At 41.3% G+C, this 23,043-nt stretch carries 19 protein-coding genes; 6 read left to right on the top strand and 13 right to left on the bottom strand.

The annotated features are described in order from the left end of the window. Nucleotides 1-56: 56 nt before the first annotated feature. The 4 genes from AC59IL_RS04170 (at nt 57) to lepB (ending at nt 8,111) form a co-directional block, all read left to right on the top strand. Nucleotides 57-3,797 carry a malectin domain-containing carbohydrate-binding protein gene (locus AC59IL_RS04170; RefSeq protein ID WP_496550824.1) on the top strand — a complete coding sequence of 1,247 codons (3,741 nt, stop codon included), beginning with the start codon at nt 57-59 and terminating at the stop codon, nt 3,795-3,797. A gap of 114 nt (nt 3,798-3,911) precedes the next feature. Then, nucleotides 3,912-5,003, top strand: coding sequence for a glycosylase (locus AC59IL_RS04165; protein WP_496550823.1), 1,092 nt, complete (start codon nt 3,912-3,914; stop codon nt 5,001-5,003). Nucleotides 5,004-5,160: 157 nt separating this feature from the next. Next, complete coding sequence (locus AC59IL_RS04160; protein ID WP_496550822.1) at nt 5,161-7,227, top strand: hypothetical protein; 2,067 nt, start codon at nt 5,161-5,163, stop codon at nt 7,225-7,227. Between the two features lie 14 nt (nt 7,228-7,241). Continuing rightward, entirely contained in the window at nt 7,242-8,111 is an 870-nt protein-coding gene (gene lepB, locus AC59IL_RS04155; RefSeq protein ID WP_496550821.1) for a signal peptidase I, read from the top strand. 5 nt (nt 8,112-8,116) lie between these two features. Here the strand turns inward: lepB and AC59IL_RS04150 are convergent, their stop codons facing one another. The 13 genes from AC59IL_RS04150 to AC59IL_RS04090 all read right to left on the bottom strand — a co-directional run bounded on the left by AC59IL_RS04150 (nt 8,117) and on the right by AC59IL_RS04090 (nt 18,717). Next, entirely contained in the window at nt 8,117-10,312 is a 2,196-nt protein-coding gene (locus AC59IL_RS04150; RefSeq protein WP_496550820.1) for a hypothetical protein, read from the bottom strand. An 85-nt stretch (nt 10,313-10,397) separates the two neighbouring features. Next, on the bottom strand, nt 10,398-11,606 hold the full coding sequence (locus AC59IL_RS04145) for a DUF4221 family protein (protein ID WP_496550819.1): 1,209 nt from the start codon (nt 11,604-11,606) through the stop codon (nt 10,398-10,400). A gap of 106 nt (nt 11,607-11,712) precedes the next feature. Beyond that, nucleotides 11,713-11,940, bottom strand: a complete 228-nt coding sequence (locus AC59IL_RS04140; RefSeq protein ID WP_496550818.1) for a hypothetical protein — start codon at nt 11,938-11,940, stop codon at nt 11,713-11,715. A gap of 436 nt (nt 11,941-12,376) precedes the next feature. Further along, the gene (locus tag AC59IL_RS04135) at nt 12,377-12,622 is read right to left on the bottom strand and encodes a hypothetical protein (protein ID WP_496550817.1); all 246 of its coding nucleotides are present in this window, start codon (nt 12,620-12,622) and stop codon (nt 12,377-12,379) included. Nucleotides 12,623-12,921: 299 nt separating this feature from the next. Then, nucleotides 12,922-13,164: a hypothetical protein gene (locus AC59IL_RS04130; protein ID WP_496550816.1), complete on the bottom strand. Its 243-nt coding sequence runs from the start codon at nt 13,162-13,164 to the stop codon at nt 12,922-12,924. 88 nt (nt 13,165-13,252) lie between these two features. After that, nucleotides 13,253-13,495, bottom strand: coding sequence for a hypothetical protein (locus tag AC59IL_RS04125; RefSeq protein ID WP_496550815.1), 243 nt, complete (start codon nt 13,493-13,495; stop codon nt 13,253-13,255). A 1-nt stretch (nt 13,496) separates the two neighbouring features. Further along, nucleotides 13,497-13,745: a hypothetical protein gene (locus AC59IL_RS04120; protein WP_496550814.1), complete on the bottom strand. Its 249-nt coding sequence runs from the start codon at nt 13,743-13,745 to the stop codon at nt 13,497-13,499. A 199-nt stretch (nt 13,746-13,944) separates the two neighbouring features. Further along, nucleotides 13,945-14,415, bottom strand: a complete 471-nt coding sequence (locus AC59IL_RS04115) for a hypothetical protein (protein WP_496550813.1) — start codon at nt 14,413-14,415, stop codon at nt 13,945-13,947. Between the two features lie 10 nt (nt 14,416-14,425). Continuing rightward, entirely contained in the window at nt 14,426-15,517 is a 1,092-nt protein-coding gene (locus tag AC59IL_RS04110; RefSeq protein ID WP_496550812.1) for a DUF4221 family protein, read from the bottom strand. 194 nt (nt 15,518-15,711) lie between these two features. Next, nucleotides 15,712-15,942: a hypothetical protein gene (locus tag AC59IL_RS04105; RefSeq protein ID WP_496550811.1), complete on the bottom strand. Its 231-nt coding sequence runs from the start codon at nt 15,940-15,942 to the stop codon at nt 15,712-15,714. A 98-nt stretch (nt 15,943-16,040) separates the two neighbouring features. Continuing rightward, nucleotides 16,041-16,286: a hypothetical protein gene (locus AC59IL_RS04100; RefSeq protein WP_496550810.1), complete on the bottom strand. Its 246-nt coding sequence runs from the start codon at nt 16,284-16,286 to the stop codon at nt 16,041-16,043. A 43-nt stretch (nt 16,287-16,329) separates the two neighbouring features. Beyond that, nucleotides 16,330-16,563 (bottom strand): hypothetical protein, encoded by a 234-nt coding sequence (locus AC59IL_RS04095; protein WP_496550809.1) that lies wholly within the window; start codon nt 16,561-16,563, stop codon nt 16,330-16,332. Nucleotides 16,564-16,794: 231 nt separating this feature from the next. Continuing rightward, nucleotides 16,795-18,717, bottom strand: a complete 1,923-nt coding sequence (locus tag AC59IL_RS04090) for an O-antigen ligase family protein (protein ID WP_496550808.1) — start codon at nt 18,715-18,717, stop codon at nt 16,795-16,797. Between the two features lie 564 nt (nt 18,718-19,281). Between AC59IL_RS04090 and galB the strand changes: the two genes are divergently transcribed. Beyond that, entirely contained in the window at nt 19,282-21,714 is a 2,433-nt protein-coding gene (gene galB, locus AC59IL_RS04085; protein ID WP_496550807.1) for a beta-galactosidase GalB, read from the top strand. Nucleotides 21,715-22,221: 507 nt separating this feature from the next. Next, nucleotides 22,222-22,923, top strand: coding sequence for a DUF3826 domain-containing protein (locus AC59IL_RS04080; protein ID WP_496550806.1), 702 nt, complete (start codon nt 22,222-22,224; stop codon nt 22,921-22,923). The last annotated feature ends 120 nt before the right edge of the window (nt 22,924-23,043 follow it).

The raw sequence follows: 23,043 nt of genomic DNA, 5'->3' as shown, positions 1-23,043 counted from the left end.
ATTGATCGCGAAGCGATCAACTTGCGCCCTGGCGCCTTTGCGGGAACTTTTTTCTCATGACTAAAACATTTTCTACAATAGTACAATCGGTTATTGTTTGTTTATTATACGCTTCATCAGCGTATGCGCAGGTAAATGTGCGAACCGATATTTCTTTAAACGATAACTGGTTCTCCATTGCCAGCGACAGCAACCAGCATGCATACGACGGATTTGAAAACAAATCCTTTTCAACCGGCACCTGGATAAAAGTAAATGTGCCCCACAACTGGGATGCTTACGAAGGATACAGACGGTTACACCACGGCAATCGTCATGGGTATGCCTGGTACCGGCGAACTTTTTCGGTTGCCGCCAAAGAACCTGGCAAACGTTACTTTTTATTTTTTGAAGGAGTAGGTTCCTATGCCACGGTTTGGGTAAATGGCAAAAAAGCAGGTGTTCATGCAGGTGGCAGAACAACATTTACATTAGATGTTACCGAATTATTGAATGATGACAAGCAGGCTAACCTGCTGGCGGTACGGGCCGATCATCCTGCGGGTATCACCGATCTGCCATGGGTTTGCGGCGGTTGTTCCGACGAGCGTGGTTTTTCTGAAGGCTCACAGCCAATGGGTATTTTCAGGCCGGTACATTTGATTGCCACCAATGAAATTCGTGTAGAACCATTTGGCGTGCACATCTGGAATGATACAACGGTATCTGAAAAATCGGCCGTACTGCACATTGCAACAACCATTAAAAATTACAGCAACAAAAAGGCAACCTTTGCAATTACACATCGTTTACTAAACAATGGCAGGCTGGTTGTGAAATCAACTTATTCATCTTCATTAGGATCCGGTAATTCCAGCGTTTCGTGGGATGAACTACCCGAAATCAGGTCGCCGCATTTATGGTCGCTGCAGGATCCCTTCTGTTATACGCTGGTAACTGAAATTACTGAAAATGGAAAGATTCTGGATGTTGCTACAACACCCTACGGTATACGATGGATAAGCTGGCCTGTTGGCCGTAGCGGCGGTGGTAAACAATTTTTGCTCAATGGTAAACCGGTTTTCATCAATGGCATTGCAGAATATGAACACCTGATGGGAGGCAGTCATGCTTTTGGCGAAGCAGAAATTACTGCCCGTGTACAACAAATAAAAGCCCTTGGCTTCAATGCTTTTCGCGATGCCCACCAGCCGCACAATTTGCGGTATCAATATTTACTGGATAGTATGGGATTACTGTGGTGGACACAACTCAGCGCCCATGTATGGTACGACTCACCGGATTTCAGACAGAATTTTAAAAACCTGCTCGAAGAATGGGTGATTGAACGGCGCAACAGCCCTTCGCTCGTTTTATGGGGCCTGCAAAATGAAAGCAAATTGCCGGAAGATTTTGCCAGGGAATGTACCGAACTGATTCGTGAGTTGGACCCAACTGCCTCATCCCAGCGAAAAGTAACTACCTGTAACGGAGGCGCCGGTACCGATTGGGATGTTCCGCAAAACTGGACGGGCACCTATGGTGGCGATCCTGCTACCTATGCCAGTGATGTAAAGCGTCAGCAACTGATCGGCGAATACGGCGCCTGGCGAACGCTTGATCTGCATAACGAAGGAGGGTATAAGCAAAATGGCCCGTTAAGCGAAGACCGTATGACCGAACTGATGGAATTGAAAGTTCGGTTAGCCGAATCGGTAAAAGACAGTACTTGCGGGCAATTCTTCTGGCTATATACATCGCACGATAATCCCGGCCGCGTGCAGAGTGGAGAAGGGTTGAGAGAACTGGACCGTATCGGTCCCGTAAACTATAAAGGATTATTAACGCCCTGGGAAGAACCGCTCGATGCTTTTTACATGTTCCGCGCCAACTATGCACCAAAAGAAACTGCGCCCATGGTATACATTGTATCGCATACCTGGCCCGGCCGCTGGAAAACCGTTGGTAAAAAAGACAGCATCATTGTGTATTCCAATTGCGATGAGGTAGAGTTGTTCAATGATGTAAATGCCATGTCGTTGGGCAAACGTACCCGTAAGGGCATCGGCACCCATTTTCAATGGGACGGTGCAGATATCAACTACAATGTATTGTATGCAGTAGGCTATGTAAACGGAAAGAAAGTAGCAACTGATTACATTGTGTTGCATCATCTTCCGCAAGCACCCCATTTTGATAGATTTTATAAGGATTCTTTATACACTTTTGATCAATATAAGCCATCAAAAAGGGGGGCTAATGTGAACAGAGAGAGTCTGTCCCGGCGCCCCCCCACCGGGGGGGATCGGGGGGGCTTGTATTTATACAGAGTAAATTGTGGCGGCCCCGACTATATTGATGCAAACGGACACACGTGGATGGCTGACCGTGAAAAAAGAACTGACAACACCTGGGGCTCCGTATCCTGGACAAAACAATTCGACGGCATGCCATCCTTCTTTGCCAGCCAGCGCCAAACATATGATCCCATTCAGGGTACAACAGACTGGCCGTTGTTTCAAACTTTCAGATATGGGTTACAGCAACTGCGTTATGAATTTCCGGTGCCCGATGGCGATTACCTGGTAGAACTATATTTTACAGAACCCTGGTGGGGAACCGGCGGCGGCATGGATTGTACCGGCTGGCGCATGTTTGATGTAGCCATCAACAATAAAACTGAGATAACCAATCTTGATATATGGAAAGAATCCGGCCACAATGGCGCGTTAAAGAAAACCCTGAACGTGCACGTTACCGGCGGACAACTGCAGATCTCTTTTCCTCATATTGCTTCCGGACAGGCAATTATTTCAGCCATTGCCATTGCCACGCGCAACCCGCAGATAAAGCCTGCACCGGCATCGCCGCGTTTGATTGATAACCTGGTTGTAGCAGATAAGATAATTGCAAAAGGCATTTCGCAGCAATCGTGGCTGAATATAGGCGACAAACAATATGAAGGAAGTAGTATTGAACTGTCAGCTTTGCCTCCCAACTTATATGGCGCTGAATGGATGCGTATGCCGTTGATTAAATCATCTGAATTGTTGCCGGCAAAATGGGCATCATTTACAGTTACTGCCGAAGCCGATGTATTCATTGCGCTGGATGCAAGTATTGCGCAACTTCCTGATTGGATGAAAGATTTTGAGGATACGAAGACTTTTTTGCAGACTGCATTAACAGGTAGAGCATTTGAGTATTCTGCTAATGAAAACGCTGCTGCCCCTCCCCCCTCCACCGGAGAGCCTGTCCCGCCTAAGCGGGAGATTGGGGGAGGCCGGGGCCGCCTTTACCGTAAACGTTTCCCCGCACAATCAACCGTGGCCTTAGGGCCAAACGGTAAAGCATACGGCGGTCAGAGCATGATGTATACCGTTATGGTAACACCTGTAACAACCCTGCAACCTGCATTTGATCTTAAACCGGTAACAGGATACAAAATGCCGCAGGCCACGATAAGTGGCGATGGAATAGCCCGGCAAACCATCAATAACAGAGAGTCTGTAGTGTTTACCAAACCGGCAGATGGTAGTGTTGCCTTTACAATTGATATTGGAGTGGCTGATTTGTATTCGCTATCATTCAGGTATTATAGCCCCCCAGCAATTACGAAAAAAGCGACCTGGCAATTGATAGCCGCCGATGGCACTGTAATGAAAACAGAAAATATGGACTTTACAACTACCCGAGAAGGCAAATGGAATTATTTCAGCACCACCACCGGAACTATGATCAATGCCGGAAGGTATACTGTACGCATTACAGCCGAAGATGCAGAGGGCGTGGCGATAGGAGGGTTAGATGTGCAGTAGTCGGGCCACGGTCCTGAGCGTAGTCGAAGGATAATCCCGATCGAAATCCTGAGCGAAGTCGAAGGATGCGCGAAATCGAATGACGCGCCTTTGCTATAATTTAAATAAATTAACGTGAAAAAAAGCATAGCCATTATCTTCCTGAATGTATATCTGCTCACTGCCTATGCGCAGAAAACAGTGCCCGATACCGTAATGCAGAAAATTTATGAGCAGGTAAAAACGCCGTATAAATACGGACTGGTAGTAGTGCCTGATGATAACAGCAAAAAGATCGATTGTCCGCAGGTGTTTCGCAAAGGCAATAACTGGTATATGTTATATGTGGTATTCGATGGCCGTGGCTACGAAACCTGGCTATCGGAAAGTAAAGATCTGCTGCACTGGCAAACAAAAGGCCGCATGCTATCGTTTTCGAAAGATACCACCATGTGGGATGCCAATCAGAAAGCCGGTTACATAGCCTTGCAGGATCCCCAATGGGGCGGCAGCTATCAATGGCAGTCGTGGAACAAAAAATACTGGATGTCGTATTTCGGCGGTAATGCCAAAGGGTACGAAGCTGGATTACTATCGCTCGGCATAGCTTATACAACCAAAGATCCTGCAAAACCACATGAATGGCAACGCCTGCCAAAGCCCATATTAACTTCAAAAGATGCCGATGTACGCTGGTGGGAGAACCGCAAGGAATTTAAAAGCACCGTGCTGTGGGACAAGCAAAAAACAACCGGTTATCCGTTTGTGATGTACTACAATGCCAATGGCGATTCGGCTGCCAATAATATCAAAACCCGCTGGTACGAACGCATTGGCATGGCCGTAAGCAATGATATGGTGCACTGGAAGCGATTTATTACCGATCCTGTAATACATCATCCCATGGGCATTACCGGCGACCCCGTTTTGCAAAAGATCAATGATGTATGGGTGATGTTTTATTTCGGCGCCTTCTGGAACAACCGCAAAGGCGCGTTCAACCGCTTTGCCTGCTCCTACGACCTCATAAACTGGACCGATTGGCAGGGGGATAACCTTATCGAATCTTCAGTTCCCTTCGATGATCAATTTGCCCATAAGTCGTTCGTGGTAAAATACAATGGTGTTGTTTACCATTTTTACTGTGCGGTAAACAAGAAAGACCAGCGGGGAATTGCCGTTGCCACTTCGGTTGATATGGGAAAGAGTGAAGTGGGGTTTAAATAAGATGGTTATCCTGGTTTATTTAGTTGAATTAAGAATGATTTGAGTGCGCCCGGTAAATCAGGGAGTGTAGCAGAATTGTATAATATTATTGATCAGCTATCGAGGGGGAATATTATTTATAAACAATATTTTATAAAGCAACTCACGTTATAGGAATATGAAAAAAATAGCAGGTTGTAAAAATGCCATGGTTTTTAAAATACTTTGTTGTTTATATCTGATATCTGTGTTGCTGATATTATTTTCATGTAATTCAAGGAAAGTTCCCTTAAGGGAGGCCGTCATAACGCATTACAGGGAAACGCCCGGTGATACTTTGAAATTAAAGGCCGCCTTATTTCTATTGGATAATATGCAGGGGCTTAGAACGCTTGATCCGGCTTCTGTATCTGCCAACCAACCTTTTTACCAGTATATGGAATACCTGGCGAATAAAGTAGAAGCAGATAGTACCGGCAAGGGAAGGATAAAGGTGCCGGATGATATGTTTAACAAAGGAATGGATAGCATAATAGCCATTTATACAAGCAATGGAAGTGCTACCATTACGGCGCCTGCTGCCAGGTTTACCATTGATGCAGATACCATTAATGCTGATTTTATCATCGACAATATTGATAAAGCTTTCGATACCTGGAAAAACATGCCATGGGCAAGACAGCTTTCTTTTTCAACTTTTTGTGAGTATATATTGCCATACAGGGCAAGTGATTCGTACTGGGAAAACTCACGTACATATTTTACCAACAAGTATAAGAACCTTGTTGATTCTTTTAAAAATGAAGAAAATCTTATTACAGTTGGCGAAACGGTTCGAAAGGATATTCATGTATGGTTTAAGGAAGATGGCACTTTTAGCGATAAATATCCGTTTGTGAAACCAATGCCATTTGAAAATATTTTAAAGGGCCGAAGAGGGGATTGTTATGAAGCTACCTTCACCAGGGTTACTGCCATGCGCGCGATGGGGGTGCCGGTTGCATTTGAAATGATTCCTCAATGGGGTAACGTAAGCGGCGGGAGCCACTTCTTTTATAAAATAATTGATCCCCTTCATGATACTATTGCTTCAAAAATAGATAATGCCAATGTATACCGCGATACAAGATATATAGTAGAAGGATCGAGCTATGAAGAGAAATTAGAGAAAGTGCCCGAAAACATAAATATAACATACAATAAATCTGTTCCTAAAATATACCGGCTTTGTTTTGCCATTCAGGATTCAAGCCTCGGGTATCGTAAATTGATCAATGAAGCGGTGCCCCGCTTTTTTGAAAGCAACCGTTTAAAAGATGTAACGACACAATATATTGAAACTGCAGATGTAACCATTGAGCTTCCTCAAAGCGACAATAAATATGCATATTTATGCGTGTTTAATCCGGAAGGATGGGAGCCTGTTGCCTGGGCTGAAATAATCGGCAACAAAGCAGTATTTAGAAACATGGGAAAAAACATTGTGTACCTGCCCGCCTTTTTTAAAAATCAGACCATTGTTCCCGCCTCTTCTGCATTTTTACTTCCACTAAACGGTGCCATTCAACCGTTGGTACCATCCAAAACAAAACAGAAAATGGCATTAACAAGAAAATTCCGCATTTCTACGCATAACGTGGGTAATGCTATGCAATGTGTTGGCGCCCGGTTTCAGGGAGCTAATGATCCTGCATTTAAGGATACCGTCAATTTGCATACAATACATGACGTACAGCTCGACTGGACCAGTGTTTCGGTAAATAATTCCCAAAAATTCCGATATCTTTTATTTCGATACGATAGTTCACATAAAAGCTCCGTTGCAGAGATTGAAGTCAGGGGAATTAAAAACGGGAAAAATATTAAGTTAAGCGGAACTCCAATAGGTAATCCGGGGCAGTATAAGAATAATTTGCAAAATGCTTTTGATTCAAGTAAGCTGTCGTATTTTATGTATGTTCCCGATGCGGTGAATTATATTGGATTAGATTTGGGTGATCAATACCGGATAACCGAAATCAGGTATTGTCCCAGAAATGATGATAATAATATTTCTGAAGGAGATTCATACGAATTATTCTATTGGGATAATCGCTGGATTTCTTTGGGAACCCAAACCGGAAAGGAACTATCGCCATTAATGTATTCAGGGCCGGCCAACGCATTATATTGGTTGCGTAATAAAACAAAAGGAAAAGAAGAGCGAATTTTTACTTATCAGAAAAATCAACAGTTTTTTTGGTGAAACCCGGAAAACCTATGCGAACGATAAGGATTGTTGTTAAAAGAATCATACAAATTGTTATTACTTTAATTCTCGCTGTAATTATAGTGCGCCTTTGTTTTTTCGACATTTTTAAAATTCCCAGTGGTTCAATGCGGAATGCATTGAATCAACGGAATTATATTATTATAAATAAAACGCTGTATGGGGGATTGTTGTCGGGAATATTGCCCGGTAACCCACAACCGGCTCAAAACGATTTGTTTGTTTTTAAAAATAACATCAACCAGATAGTGGTGAAACGGTGCATTGGTTTACCGGGAACTATCATTGAAGTTAAAACCGGGGTGGCGTTCATTGATGGCCGCCCGGCGCCCGAACCATTTACTGTTCGGCATTATTACAAAATATGGTTTAAGAATTATGGGGCGCTGAATAATGCACTAAACAGCAGCCGTGTAGATATATTCCATGATCACTTTAAAAGATATTCAAATTGTATATCGGCCTACTTCGACAATTCGGAAAAGAATTTGTTGTTAAAGCAACAGGGAATTGATTCAATTACCTTGTGTAGTATACGCGATGAAGATCCTGACGCACCCGATAGCGCCTACGAAAAACAAAATATACCACCGCTATTAATCCCATATAGTGGCATGAAAATAAAAATTGATTCAGCAACAATAGCTCAATACTCGAACCTTTTAACTACCTGTGAGGGTGTGCGTATTAAAAAACAGGAGATTAATTATTTTATTAACGATAAGCCCATGAAGGAATATGTTTTCAAAAATGATTATTATTTTTTTATGGGCGATAACCGCGACGGATCGTCTGATTCAAGATATTTCGGGTTGATCCCTAAAAACAAACTGATTGGAAAAGTGGTTAAAAAAATTTGAGCAAATTACTTTACCGAAAACCGGAATATTGCTTTGCCCAATAAGCCTTCATCGCCAACACCCTCTGCCACACCGATAAATTTACTGTTGATATCTGAACAGAAGAATTCGAGAGTAGCCTCTCCGTTTGCATCGGTAGTTACAGATGGTACCCAAAGCAGGGTGTTGCGGTAATCGGGCGCGGAGTTATCTTCTTTATCGTAATTGGGCTGGTAAAACTGACGCGTGCCATAATAGCCTTCTGTTCGGGCCAACTTAAATAGCTTTAATAATTCTTCTTCTGTAAAAGTAGGGTAGTGGTAAACGACCTTTCTTATGTCTTTGGATGTAAAGTAAATAGGGTGCGACCTGATTTGTGATTTATCGCCTGTGTATTCTGTGTATAGTTTTCCTTCAACCGGTTTTGAGCCTACATCTCTGGCAGGACAGTTCAGCCATCCGCAAATACCTACATAATCGGTCACGGCATTAAATTTGGCAATGCTGTCTAAATGACTTATATACTTATCGGCGAATAAACGCGACCGGGCACTGGCCGAAACAACTACCTCCTTAAGCATAGTCTGTTGTATTCTTGCGGGAGGTATGGCTGTATCAGTCGTGTCTTCATTATTGGTGGTTGCCGGATAGTTGAGTTTCATGCTGCGCACTGCATCCTGCATATCCTTAAAAGGATCATTTACCTGCACCGTAAATTCTTCGTTACCGAAATATTTTATGTATATGCGTCGCCCCATTAGTTGCTGATCGGGTGTTACTGCAAAATGCCCCGCACTATCAGCCAATACCATTTGTTTAATGCTTTCATCGTGGTTAAATATCATTAGAAATTGCTGCTGCTGCGGTTGTTTTCTTTTTTTTGCAGGTGTCAACCGGCCAAATGCTGTGTCGGAAATGGGGGAGGGGCAACCGGCATCTTTCATTAAATTATTTTCATTCCATACATAGCAGCGCCAGCCCTGGGTTAGTAAGAGCAGGTCAAGCGCATCTTTGCGACTGGTATTATGATCCTCGAAATAATACCGGGGGTTATATACCCGGCCTTTCAATTGGGTTGAAAGATAATAATGTGTCATTATATCTTTCGCCTCCTTATTATTGTAATACAGGCTGTCGAAAATGCTCACCGAAATGGTGGCCGGAACAGCCTGACCTTCTACGTTGGTTGTTTTTACCCTCACCGTCACCTTCTCCCGTGTTGTAAATAGTTTTTTCGACAAATCGGCTTTAATGTATAACTTTTTATCTGCGCTTACATAAACAAGACGTTCTGCGAGAGGCTGCAGGCCTTGATTAAAAAGGGTTATTTCTGCAATACCCTGCGGAACATTTTTCAGAGGTAAGGTCATAACCAAACTATCTCTGAGATTCCCGGCGCCGATCATTTGCACCATACCGCGCACCTGCAGTCTTAGGTAAACCGGCTGTGCAACCGATCCGGTAGTTTGTCGGATGCTGAGTTGCAAACTGTCGTTGGTGTTTTTCAGCAGATGCATGATCACGCCGCTGGTTTGGATGGCAGGTAGGGTGTATAAGGTATCTGTCGCCGGATGGGTTAAACGAATGGCATATTTTTTTCCGGCATGCGGAGAAAACGAGAAACTGCCCATGCCTTCGTGCCGGCTTGTAAATGACAATATTGGCCGGTTATCTGCTAATAGTATGCCTGTTACTTCTATGGGAACGCCGCTGGTATCTACTGCTTTAAATGCCACAGTGTTTTCCAATCCCGATACCAGTTGTCCTCCTTCCGGAAAAAGATTGAATTGCACGCTTTGGGGGGAATATATCTTTTGGACGTTTGTTTTTTTGCTGAGCAACGATTTCAAATCCTTTACAACAGTAATCTTTCGCAATGCATATACATTTTCCTGGCTATTGCATTGGGAATGCACCGAAAACGCCCGCAGCATATAATCTCCTTCCGGAAGTTTATAATCAAGATAGATATGACCATTTACAATGCCGCTATCTATGTAATACTTCTCTTGCCATACAATACTGTCATCGTTGCTTTTTACCAATTGTACAAACAATGTTTTGTCGATGCCCGAAGGTGTTAAGTGCTGAGCATCCAGTACGTAGGCTGCAAACCAGCAATCTTCCTGTGTTTCATATATGTTTTTGCTGGTTTGTATATACACTGAATTTTGGGCAATGTTGTTTGTGCCGGCAGACAGGCGTTCTGCCAGCAAATCCATTGTTTTTCTGTTTTGCTGTGAAAAGCCTCCCAGAAATGTGAATAAAAATGAGGTAAACAGAAAATTTCGGGTATGCGGCAATGGATTAAATTTTTTGTAAAGTAAATATTTTAAATGTAAGATATTCTTCCTTTACGTCATTGTCGTTAATGTATTCAATGTTTAATCCGTCTTCAGTAACAAATGCATTTTCCCAATGGTAATTCTTCCATTTACCAATGGTGGTTTCGCCGAGGTAGTTAAAATGCTCATCAAATACAATAACGGCTATTGGCTTATCTGTTACTTTGTTTTGTGCAGTTGCATCGGGTATGGCCCTATGCAGAAAACGGTAGTATACTTTATGGTACTTATCATATTTTATAGCCGAATACAGGTCGGTTGTACAAACTTTTGCTATGAAATCTTCTTTTGAAAGATGTTGTTTTCTTTTAATGTTTTTGTCAATGGAAGAAATAGTACCCGCTTCATTGCTGCCGGCGTAAACCGATTGGTAACCTTCTGCATCAATGCTGGCAATATATACGTCGTGCGATACCGGGAAGCTGTATACTATTTCTCCTTCTTTGGGCGATAGTTCTGAATACGCGGTGGTAAAATATCCCTGATCTTCCCAATTATAATCATTTCCATATAATGGTTTTGGATAACGATGAATGTGGGTGACTGTGTTGTCAGTTAGGCTGATTTTTGAGGTAAGCCGAAAGGTATCTAATATTTCTTTAGGTACAGATAACATGTATTGACCTGTAAATACCAGCTCGTTTTTTATTTCCATTATAGGAGTTGCCGTGTATGGATAGTATTGAGGATAAAGATATAGCCATAAAGGGTTCCTGGGGCTCATGTTGTTAATAAGGGAAATGTGTGAAAGTACCTGTGCTTTGCTATTAGCGATTAGTAAGTCATGTTTTATTCGTTCGAAAAGGTAAATCGAATCATAATTTCTGATATAATAAGCCCTTATATCAGTATTGCCGCTTGCTGTCTTTTTTTCGAAAGAAATTTTGTTAAGAAAAGCTGATGTTTTATAGTCGTAGAAATAAATTGAATTGGTATAGGTATTCAGGAAGGAAAGCGTTGTTTTTTCATTGCTGTCTGTAAATAGCTGAATGTATTGCGGCTTTGGCGCCGTGCTGCTGTCTAACTGAAATTTCTTTTCGGATATATTCACCAGTTTTACGGAAGCTTTCAGTTTTCCTTTTTTTTCATTTACAATGTTAACGGTTCGTGTGGTGCATGATAAAATACATATTCCCTCCAATAAAATAAGCGCTGTTGTTTTTATAGTCATACAATGAAATTTCTAAGGCATTGAAATCGATGAGTTTGAATTTGCATGTATCCAAAAGTGTTATCCATCATGCTGGCGGATAACACTTTTGTTTTGAGATCAACTTTTACCATCCAAAGGTGCAGTCGCTACCGCCGTATACACATATCTCAGCAGATAAACAATGTCCATCAATAATGCCGCCGATATTTCCACATTCTGCATTGGCTACATTTACTCTTAACAGACTGGCTAAATCTGTATTATTATCTTCAGCTGCATTTGTGTTTGTTGCGATAAATGAGCCGGCGGCCAGCATGGCGATACCTGTAATTGCGATAATTTTTTTGTACATAGAAATTTAGTTTTGATGATTAATAAAGCATTTGTTAGTAGTGAAAGTCTTTCAGGAGATACTACTTTCATAGGAATATCTTACCATGCTTATCTCTAAGCCGGCAAACATTTATTTATAAATGTCCTATATGGATTTTGATTTAAATGATAGGCGATTTTTTTTAATATTTAAGAATGATGGTTGACCTCAATCAGATTAATTTTCATAATGCTGATTGTTATATCGTGCGCATGCGCGCAGATATAGGTTGGGTAATGAATAAAAAGGAAACAATCGTTCAGTGAAGCTCAGCGTTGCAGAAAGGACTATACTAACGTAGTTAGATGTACTAAGGTAAAGATAATTTTAAATTAGTCAAATTATATTGGTTGAAAAAGGTGAAATAGTTATCCGCCTGATGACGGATAACTATTTTGTTTTGAAACCGGTTTTATTACTTCAGCATGCTACAATGTGCAGTTGGCCCATATACACATATTTCATCAGCACCGTCGCCACCGGGAACACAGTCTCCCAAAGCGTCGATGCCGGTAAGTCCACATTCAGCATTGGCTACATTTATTTTCAACAAGTCTGCTAACGTTAAATTATTTTCATTAGTTGTGTTTGCATTTGTGGCAAAAAAAACGCCAGTAGCCAACAGGGCTACGCCTGTAATTGCGATTAGTTTTTTGTACATAGAATAGTTTTTAATGTATGTGATTTTTTTATTTGAAACCGGTTTTATGGAATGTTTGGGTCACAACGGTCACCTTCACTATTCCAACGAAGACATGCTGCAGCACTTCCAACCGTTACACAGCCTCCGGTATGATCCAGCGTTTCTGTACTACATTCTGCATTAGCTACATTTACTTTTAACAGATCTGCTAACGCAATATTGTTAGCTGTATCTGAATTAGCTTTTGTTACAACAAATGCGCCAATAGCCAGCAGGGCTACTGCTGCAATTTTTAAAATTATAGAATGAAACCAGCTCTATTCATAGCGTGAGTCACATTCAGAACCACCTGAAACACATATGCCTTCACCACCCCATGATGTTATACATGTTCCGGAAACTGATTCGGCTTCTTTCATGCATTCAGCATTGGCCGCATTTACTTTCAGCAGGGTTGCTAACACTATGTTATTTTCATTAGCTGTGTTTGCTTTTGTGGCGAAAAATGCGCCCGTAGCCAACAGGGCAACACCTGTAATTGCGATTAATTTTTTGTACATAGAATTGTTTTTAATGATTAATAAAGCTTTTTAGGATCCAAAATAATTATCCTCCTGATGACGGATAACATTTCGATTGAGGCCGACTTTAAGGTTGAGAAGAGTCGCATTCGCTATAATTAGAAACCAAACATGTAGGAAAGCCTCCGGCTGGTAAACAAATTCCGCCAGAACGGGTTGGCTCATCATAGCATTCTGCATTGGCCACATTTACTTTTAACAGGTCAGCTAACGCTATGTTTTTATCGTTAGCTGTATTTGCTTTTGTAGCAAAAAATGCGCCTGTAGCCAGCAGGGATACTGCTGTAATTCCGATTAGTTTTTTGTGCATATCATTGAATGTTTGGGTCGCAAAGTTCAATACCAGAATTATCAACAACACATACTGCCCCACTTCCAAGCCGTAAACAGGTTCCAACAAGATGAAACGTTTCTGAACTACATTCCGCATTGGCCACATTTACTTTCAACAGGGTTGCTAATGCTATATTATTTTCATTAGCTGTGTTTGCTTTTGTTACGAAAAATGCACCCGTAGCCAGCATGGCTATTGCTGCAATTGCGGTTATTTTTTTGTACATACAATTGTTATTAATGATAAATAAAGCGATTTAATAGTGAAAGTCTTTCAGGAGGTACCACTTTCACAGAAATACCTTTGTCCCGCTATAGATAAGCGGGATAAACATTTACCGGGTAAATGTCCTGTGTGGGTCTTTAAAATTTAGTTATAGGCATTGATTTTAGAGATTAAGGATGATGGTTAATCTCTTCTTCATACTATTGCTCAATTTTTACTTTTAGTTTGTCGAAGGCCTGGCTGTTTTTCGGGCTTTGAAATTCATGGTCGGCCACTTTGCCGTTTTCAAGCTTTGCAATGCAGGGATAGATTTCATTTCCGCCAGGTACTTTAAACAGATTGTCTTTGTCGATATAAACATTAGCCCGGTCAGTAACCTTTGTGCCTATTTTTTGTTGTAGTATTTTGAGTGATTCTATCTTTGTAAGAACGAACATTATTTTAGTGTCATTAACATGATCTCTCATAAATGCTTCTCCTTCCTGGATGCATCCGTGACAACCCATACCCGGCAGCAATACCAGCCATTGATAGTTTTTGCCGGGTGTAATTGTATTCAATTCTTCATTAAGGGCATCGGCTTCCGTTTCTTTCTGGTCTTTTGGTTTATGAGAGCAGGATGTACAAAAGAGCACAAGGGACATGGTAAGTAAAGTGAAAATCCTTTTCATATAGTGTTTATTAAATTTTTTGTAGTGAAAATATTTTAATGGTAATAGTGTCTTCATTTATATCATTGTCATTGATGTATTCAATGTTCAAACCATCTTCGGTAATAAAAGAATTTTCCAGGTGGTAGTTTTTCCATTTACCGAGGGTTGTTTCGCCGAGATAATTGAAATTTTCATCGAACACTATAATGCCCACGGGCTTTTCTATAATGGGTGTTTTTTTGGTTGCATTTGGTATTGCTCTCTGAATAAACCGGTAGTATACCTTACGGTACTTGTCGTGTTTTATAGCTGAGTACAGGTCTGTTTGGCACGCCTTCAGTAGTAAATCATCATCGGGAAGCTGGTTCTTTGTTTTCAGGTCTTTATCAAAAGATGTTATAGTACCTGCTTCATTGCTGCCTGCATACATGGTTCTGTAACCCTCTGCATTTGCCTTTGCGATATATACATCGTGCGATACAGGGAAGCTATATACGATTTCACCTTCTTGTGCCGACAGGTCAGCAAAAACGGTGGTAAACAATCCCCGGCCCCAATTATAATTGTGTCCATACAACGAAGGGGGGTATTTATGTGAATGTATAACCTGATTATTATTAAAGCTGATGTTTGATGTAAGCCGGAACGTATCCATTATCTCTTCAGGAACCGACAGCATGTATTGACCTGAAAAGTTGATCCCCTCTTTAGTAACCAGCATGGGCGTTGCTGTTGTAGGATAGTATTGCGCATACAAATAGGTCCACACGGGGTTTTTATAATTCATGTTGTTAATAAGAGAAATTTTAGAAAAGACCTGTTTAGTATTTGCAATCATTAAATCGTGATTCAGCCGGCTGAAAAGGTATATCGAATCCTGGTTCCTGATATAATAGGCATTTAAGCCCGGAATTCCCTGCGGTCCCTTTCTTTCGTAGGTGATTTTATTAATAAAAGAGCCTGTTTTATAATCGTAAAAATAAATTGAATTGGAGTATGTATTCAGAAATGTAAGCTGCACTTTTCCATTGCTGTCGGTATACAACTGCATGTATTGGGGCTTAGGCGCCGTAATACTGTCTAATGCGAATTTCTTTTCGGCTACATTTACCAGCTTCATAGAAGCTTTAAGGCTACCTTTTTTTTCATTTTTGATACTAACGGTTCCTGTGTTACATGATATAATAAATATTGCGCAAAAGAGAACAAACGCTGGTAATTTTATAGTCATACAATATAATTTCTTATTGAAATTGTATAAATAGAGTTATCCGCCAGAGGGCTGATAACCTTTGCCTGGAGTGAATATTATTATTAATTTGGGGCGCACTCATCGATACCACCCCAAACACACACATAGCCTGTACCACCAGGTACACAATTACCCGACGCATCCGGAACCCAATTACATTCAGCATTGGCCACATTAACTTTTGTTAGTGCCAATAGATTGGTATTATCATTAGCCTTATTTGTTTTTGTTGCGAAAAATGCGCCTGCAGCTAATAATGCTGCAACTGTAAATCCACATATTTTTTTGTGCATACGATTTGTTTGTATTGAAAATTTATTTTAGGGTATATGCCAGAACAACATGCAAAGAATTATCCGCCATTCGACGGATAATCCATTGGCATTCTCTTTTATGGTTGTGCGCCATCACAATCCCGATAATTATTGTTAACAAAACATGTAGCACCAGCACCGATTGATATGCAAATGCCGGGGACCGGGAAGATTACATCATCGTAACATTCCGCATTGGCTACATTTACTTTTGTCAGCGCCAATAGATCTATATTGTCATTGGCTGCAATTGTTTTTGTTGCGAAAAATGAGCCAATAGCCAATAGGGCTACAACTGCAATTCCTATTAGTTTTTTGTACATAGAATTGTTTTATTATTTATGATTTTATTATTGTTACCCACTTTTATGGTTGAGAAGGGTCGCATTCATTAGCACAGCAATAGGTCATGCAGGTTCCACCTATACAAATACCGCTTCCATAGTGTGGGGTATCATAACATTCAGCATTGGCTACATTCACTTTTGTCATCGCCAACAGATCTATCTTGTTTTCATCAGCTGCTTTTGCATTAGTAAAGAAAAATGCACCTGTAGCTAACAATGCTACTCCTGCAATTGCAATTATTTTTTTGTACATAGAATTTTTTTAAGTAGTAATAAAGAAAAATTTGTGCTGAAAGTTTGTCAGGAGATGCTACTTTCGGGAGCATCCTGCCGCGCTTATCCCTAAGCCGGAAAACATTTACTAATAAATGTCCTGTACGGTCATTGAGATTTTGCTTATAGGCAGTTGTTTTAAAATGTTAAGAAATATTGTTAACTTCTTAAGCTATTTTTATTCTCTGCATTTTTTCCTACTGCCTTGTGCCTATTGCTTATTGTCAATTGCCTTTTGACTCCCTGCTTCGTATTTATTTATTATGTCTTTCATTGCCGTTTGTATTTCATCAATTGCCTTTGAAGGAACTTTCACCGGTTTCACCATAATTGCTTTCGCCAGCATATAAGCCTTTTGCTTTTGCCCCGAAGTGTCATATAATTTTGTTAGCAGGTACAGTGGATAAAAACGTCCAGGTGCCATATCAGCCGCCTGCTGATACGCCTGCTCTGCAGCTGTATAATTGCCGAGAGCGGCATAACAATCTCCAAGCGCTGTTTGTGTAATGATGGTGTTTAGCTGGTGTTTCGACTGGTTCAGTACATCAATCGCCTCTTTATATTTTCCGGCCATCGCCAGCGCTTTGCCATATTGCATGGTAAAATCTCCATGATCTTTTAAAAAGGGATATGCTTTTTCGAAGGCGGTTACACTTTGCTGATAACCTTCGTATTTATATTCTTCCTGTGCTGAGTTCCAACCGGTAAATCCTGAACGTAGTTTTTCTGCTGCGAAAACCGAAAATATCAGCATGGCAAGGCAGAAAAACAGCATCAGCACTTTTGAAAGGGCAAAACCCTGGAATGTGCTTCCTGATAGTTCTTTAGAAAACAACGGAGAACTATCGATGCTGGCTAATAAACACAGCATCGCTGTTGCCATCAGTTTTATTGGCAGTATATAAGAAGGATAGGAAAAAAGACCAAAGCCAAAAATAGCCGCCAGAACGGCCAAAGCAAGCGGCTTTAAGATAAACATATCTTTGCCGGTCTTTAACCTGAAACAAAAAAACACCAGCATCCCAATAATTAATAGTGCCGGAATGCCATTTTCAACCATAAATTGCAGCGGTTCATTAAAAGCGTAATAGGTATTATCAGCCAGTAATGATTCAGCGCTACTTCCATCTTTTCGTAACCGGTTGGCCTGTGCATCCATATAATGTGCCTGAAAACGATCGAACCCAATACCAAACACCGGATGCTGTTGTATCATGCCAGCACACACTTTGTAAACGAGGTATCGCCCATCGGCCGACGCTGTTTTATATTTATAGGCGCCGTATAGCCCTGCTGCACCTGCGATAAATACACAACCTATCAATATCTTTTTTACAGGAGTAAGTGGCAATAAAAACCGGTACCATTTATATTTATATATTAACAGTAGTAATGCGCCTGCTAAAAATGCTGCCCAGGCTGCTCTTGACCGTAATGCAGGCAACAAAATAATAACTGGTGCTAAACAGGATAGCGGTATATAGCTAAACAGTACATTGTTAAACAGCCTTCGATAAACCGTGTTGGCAGCTGGCTGTTGCCGATTGTCAATTGCAATTTGCAAATTGAATTCTGTTCTATACAAATACATACCTGCGGCCAGCACGCCCGTTATAGCCAGGTAACCTGCATACGGACCTGGATTAAAAAAGTTACCCGTAATCATGAAATTGCCGTTGCGTACAGGCAATATTTTAAACAATTGCAGCAACCCGTGTACGCCTTGTACAGTGTCTCCCAGCACAAGAGCCGGCAATATGTACAGGAAAGTTTTTGCGGGAAAACCTCTCAGTAGTATATAGCACAATGCCAGTCCCATTAACTCATATACCTGTATTGATAAACCCGAATATGGACGGAACAGATATCTGTTAAGCAATAGGTATAACAGTAACATTAATAATACAACGTCGATGGCAGACGCGGTAACAGAAATTCTTCTCCACAAAAAAACAGCTATCATTGTTACTGCGAGCACCAGCACCATTGCATAAAGCAACACGATCAGTTTGGTAGATTGTGTTGCATCTGCAAAACCTGCAAAATAAGCCGATGGAAGTATTATAAACGTGCAAACAACAATTAATGCACCGGACAGAGGAAACCGAAATAAAGCAAACAAATGATTTTTCATAACAGACAGTCGTATTGCATGGCTGTAATTATACCATACTTAAATGTTCAAAAAATGACCATTCAGTAAAATTCAATACCTCGTGTAAAAGTATTTTTCCAATCCGGTATCGGCTGAAGCTGTTTAGCAGGCAGGTCGATACCGCTGCGATATTTACTATCGCTTAGTGACCGGGCATATGTGCAGGTGAAAATTCGGCGACCAAATAAGGGGTATTGGTAAAAGTTCTGTTTGAATTAGTAATTTCAGCGCACCCGTAAAAATTCGGGTATATGGCATGTTCAGTTTCATATCGATAAGGAATTTGGTGAACGAGGTTAATTGGTTAAAATATCAGCACTTTTTTACTAACGCCTTAAGATGAACTAAATTAATAATTATTTACGAATGGCCAAATTAAAAGCATAAACAAAAAGTGTGTGTTGTGTTGCATTGTATGCGAATATTTATGATGTCAATAAAGAAAGTAATTTGGACCGGGACAGTACAGGATGCTTTGGACTTTTAACAGGCACTTGTTATTTCTTTTTTAGTCTATTTTTGCCCACCGTGAACTCACCCACAATGAAACCGCATTATTATATTTTTTTATTGGCATTACTGAATGGTACTTTGGCATTAGCTCAGGATGCAAACTCATCCCGCCAGATCATCAACTTCAATAAAGGCTGGAAATTTTATTTGGGCGATACCGCCGCCGCAAAAGAAACGGTTTTTGACGACAAGCCCTGGCGATCACTGAACCTTCCGCACGACTGGAGCATCGAAGGCGATTTTAGTGAAAAAAATTCTTCAACACCCAACGAAGCGGCCCTGCCAACAGGTATCGGCTGGTACAGGAAAACATTTACGTTGCCTGTTTCTGCAAATAATAAAAATGTATTTATTGAATTCGACGGCATTTATCGCAACAGCGAAATATGGATAAACGGGCATTACCTTGGAAAGCGGCCGAATGGCTACATTTCTTTTCAATATGATCTTACCCCCTGGTGCCAATATGGTGGTGCGCAAAACGTAATTGCGGTGAAGGTCGATAACAATGCACAACCCAACTCGCGCTGGTATTCGGGCTCGGGCATTTATCGTAATGTGCGGTTGGTGGTTACTAACAAAATTGCAGTCGATCATTGGGGCACATTTATCACTACCCCCGAAATAACTGCTCATAAAGCTAAAATCAATATTGAGGTGGTGGTGAATAACAACTCGGCCAATGCAGGGTGGGGGATAGCATTTACCGATATTTTCGATGCTTCGGGGCGGCCGGTTTACCGCGATAAACCATCTGCAGAAAATACGGTGCGATTATCTGCGGGTAAAATTCATTTGAATTATAACGTGAATATTCCTAATCCAAATTTGTGGTCGGTCGATCGTCCTTATTTATATAAAGCAGTCACCCGTATTGTAGTGAATGGTGAAACATTGGATGAATACACCACACCTTTTGGAATCCGCTATTTTAATTTCGATGTGCAGAAAGGATTTATCCTCAACGGTAAGCCAACTAAAATACTTGGTGTTTGTATGCATCACGATCTCGGTGCATTGGGTGCGGCCGTTAACATACATGCCATGGAGCGGCAACTGCAATTATTAAAAGAAATGGGCTGCAATGCCATACGTACATCGCATAATCCACCGGCGCCCGAATGGCTTGAGCTGTGCGATAAAATGGGATTCCTGGTAATGGACGAAGCCTTTGATATGTGGCGGAAGAAAAAGAATAAACACGATTATTCGGTTGATTTTGAACAATGGCACAGGCTGGATCTTGAAGATCAGGTGAAAAGAGACCGCAACCATCCGTGTGTATTTATCTGGAGCATTGGCAATGAAATACGCGAACAGTTCGACAGCACCGGCATACCCATTGCGAAAGAGCTGGTAACTATTATAAAGCAGCTCGATACCACAAGACCGGTAACCACTGCGCTCACAGAAACCGATAGCACTAAAAATTTTATTTATCAGTCGGGCGCACTTGATCTGATAGGCCTTAATTATAATCATGAAATATATCCCGACTTTTTAAAAAGGTTTCCCGGCAAAAAATTCATTGCTACTGAAACCATGTCGGCGCTTGCCAGCCGCGGCCATTACGACATGCCGTCTGACAGTCTTCGCCGCTGGCCTTTGAAAGGGCAAAAGTTTGTAGAAGGAGGGAACCCCGATTTTACTGTTTCGGCTTATGATAATGTGTTTGCTTATTGGGGGTCTACCCACGAGGCAACCTGGAAGGTCATAAAGCAGTATGATTTTTTATCGGGTTTGTTTGTGTGGTCGGGATTTGATTTCCTGGGTGAGCCTGTGCCTTATCCGTGGCCGGCGCGCAGCTCTTATTATGGTATCATCGATCTGGCCGGTTTTCCGAAGGATGTATATTATATGTATCAAAGCGAGTGGACGAACACACCGGTGCTACACCTGTTTCCGCACTGGAATTGGGAATCGGGAAAAACAATTGATGTGTGGGCTTATTTTAATCATGCCGATGAAGTGGAGCTGTTTTTGAACAACCGTTCGCTGGGCATTCGTAAAAAAGAACCGGGCGATTTGCATGTGCAATGGCGGGTTAATTATGAGCCGGGTATTGTAAAGGCAGTGTCGAGAAAAAACGGTAAGATCATACTAACAAAAACTATTCAAACGGCGGGTAAACCGGCGGAGCTTAAACTGCTCACAGATAAAAAGATCCTCCATGCCGATGGTGCCGACCTGGCATTTGTAACCGTTAAAATTGTAGACGAAAACGGCAATTTGGTACCTGATGCAGATAATAATTTGTCGTTTGAAATTACGGGCGAAGGTTTTATTGCCGGTGTTGATAATGGATATCCTGCCAGTCACGAGCCGCTTAAAGCTTCGTCCCATAAGGCTTATAACGGGTTGTGTTTGGTGATGGTGCAATCGAAAGAAAAAGCAGGAACTGTTCAATTGACCGTTCATTCACCTGGCCTGCCATCCCGTACTGTCCTGTTCCAGAACAGGTAAATTACTTAAATCGTTTACACTCGTTAGTCTTAAAAAAATAGTAAAATATTCCATCAATATAGTGAAACCTTACATTGTTTCCGGTAAAGGTCACCTGTACCTTTAATATGTTATTTGGATATAGAACAGGGAGCAATGATTACAGGTAAATGGCTCCGGAGAATTACGATAAATGTTCCTTGTTACATGTTCATCGGGTTCGTATAATAAACGATTGTGCTTATGAAGAATTTTTGCTTGCCCGGTCTTTCTTATTTACATTGCCATACACTACCATTTTTCCCGGCAATATATAACACCAGCGTAATGTCCGGACATACAAAAAACTTCCCCTGGCGCGATCTCACTATTTCGCATTGGATTTGTCCGCACGCTAAGTTCATCGAATTACAACACAGAAAGGAGTTATTGGCGATAATCAATTACCGGTACACTTAAGTATACAGATATAGGTAACCAATTTAATCAGATGCTGGTTACATTAAATTATAAAACCCAACTTGCGCAATGAAAAAGACAGGCACCTTAGCGATCATGTTAATGACATTAACGGTGTTAATGATGTTGTTATCGGTATCGCTTGCTTTTGCCCAGCCGGCCCAAACTCCATCAACAGACGGTAATGACGGGTATGCACAGGTGATAGCCAAAAGATCGGCTAAAATTGTTGCTGCGTTACATACTACAGATACTGTTTTTAATAATAAAGTAACAAACATCATCGCTGATCAGTATATGCAGCTTGGCCGTATACATGACGACCGGAATGCCAAAATAAAAAACATAAAAGCGCAAAAAGCTGAATTAACTGCAGATGATAAAGCCGCTATTCAAAAGCTGGAAACAGATGCCGATCAACAGCTGGCGCAGTTGCACACCGCATATCTGACAAAATTATCCGCCCTTTGTACACCTCAGCAGATCGACGCAGTAAAAGACGGCATGACTTATAGCGTATTACAGGTAACTTATACAGCCTATCAGGATATGCTGCCCAATTTAACCGAAGACCAGAAGAAGCAAATACTTACCTGGCTTACCGAAGCGCGTGAACACGCCATGGATGCCGAATCGAGCGATAAAAAGCACCAATGGTTTGGAAAATATAAAGGACGCATCAATAATTATTTATCGGCTGCCGGTATCGACATGAAGAAAGCAGAAGCTGAATGGCAGCAACGGATTAAACAAAGGAATGTATCAAAATAAAATTAAAAAATAAATGATTTGTAGCGTTGCCTGCTGCCGATACCGGTTACCAGTAACCGGTAACCGGTAACTGGTAACCGGAAACAAAAAAAAGGATTGCTAAAAGTTTCAAGTCCTAAA

Source organism: Niastella sp. sgz303648, assembly GCF_059587045.1.
Note: the sequence above shows the minus strand (reverse complement) of the source record. Positions and strands in the feature narration are given on the sequence as shown.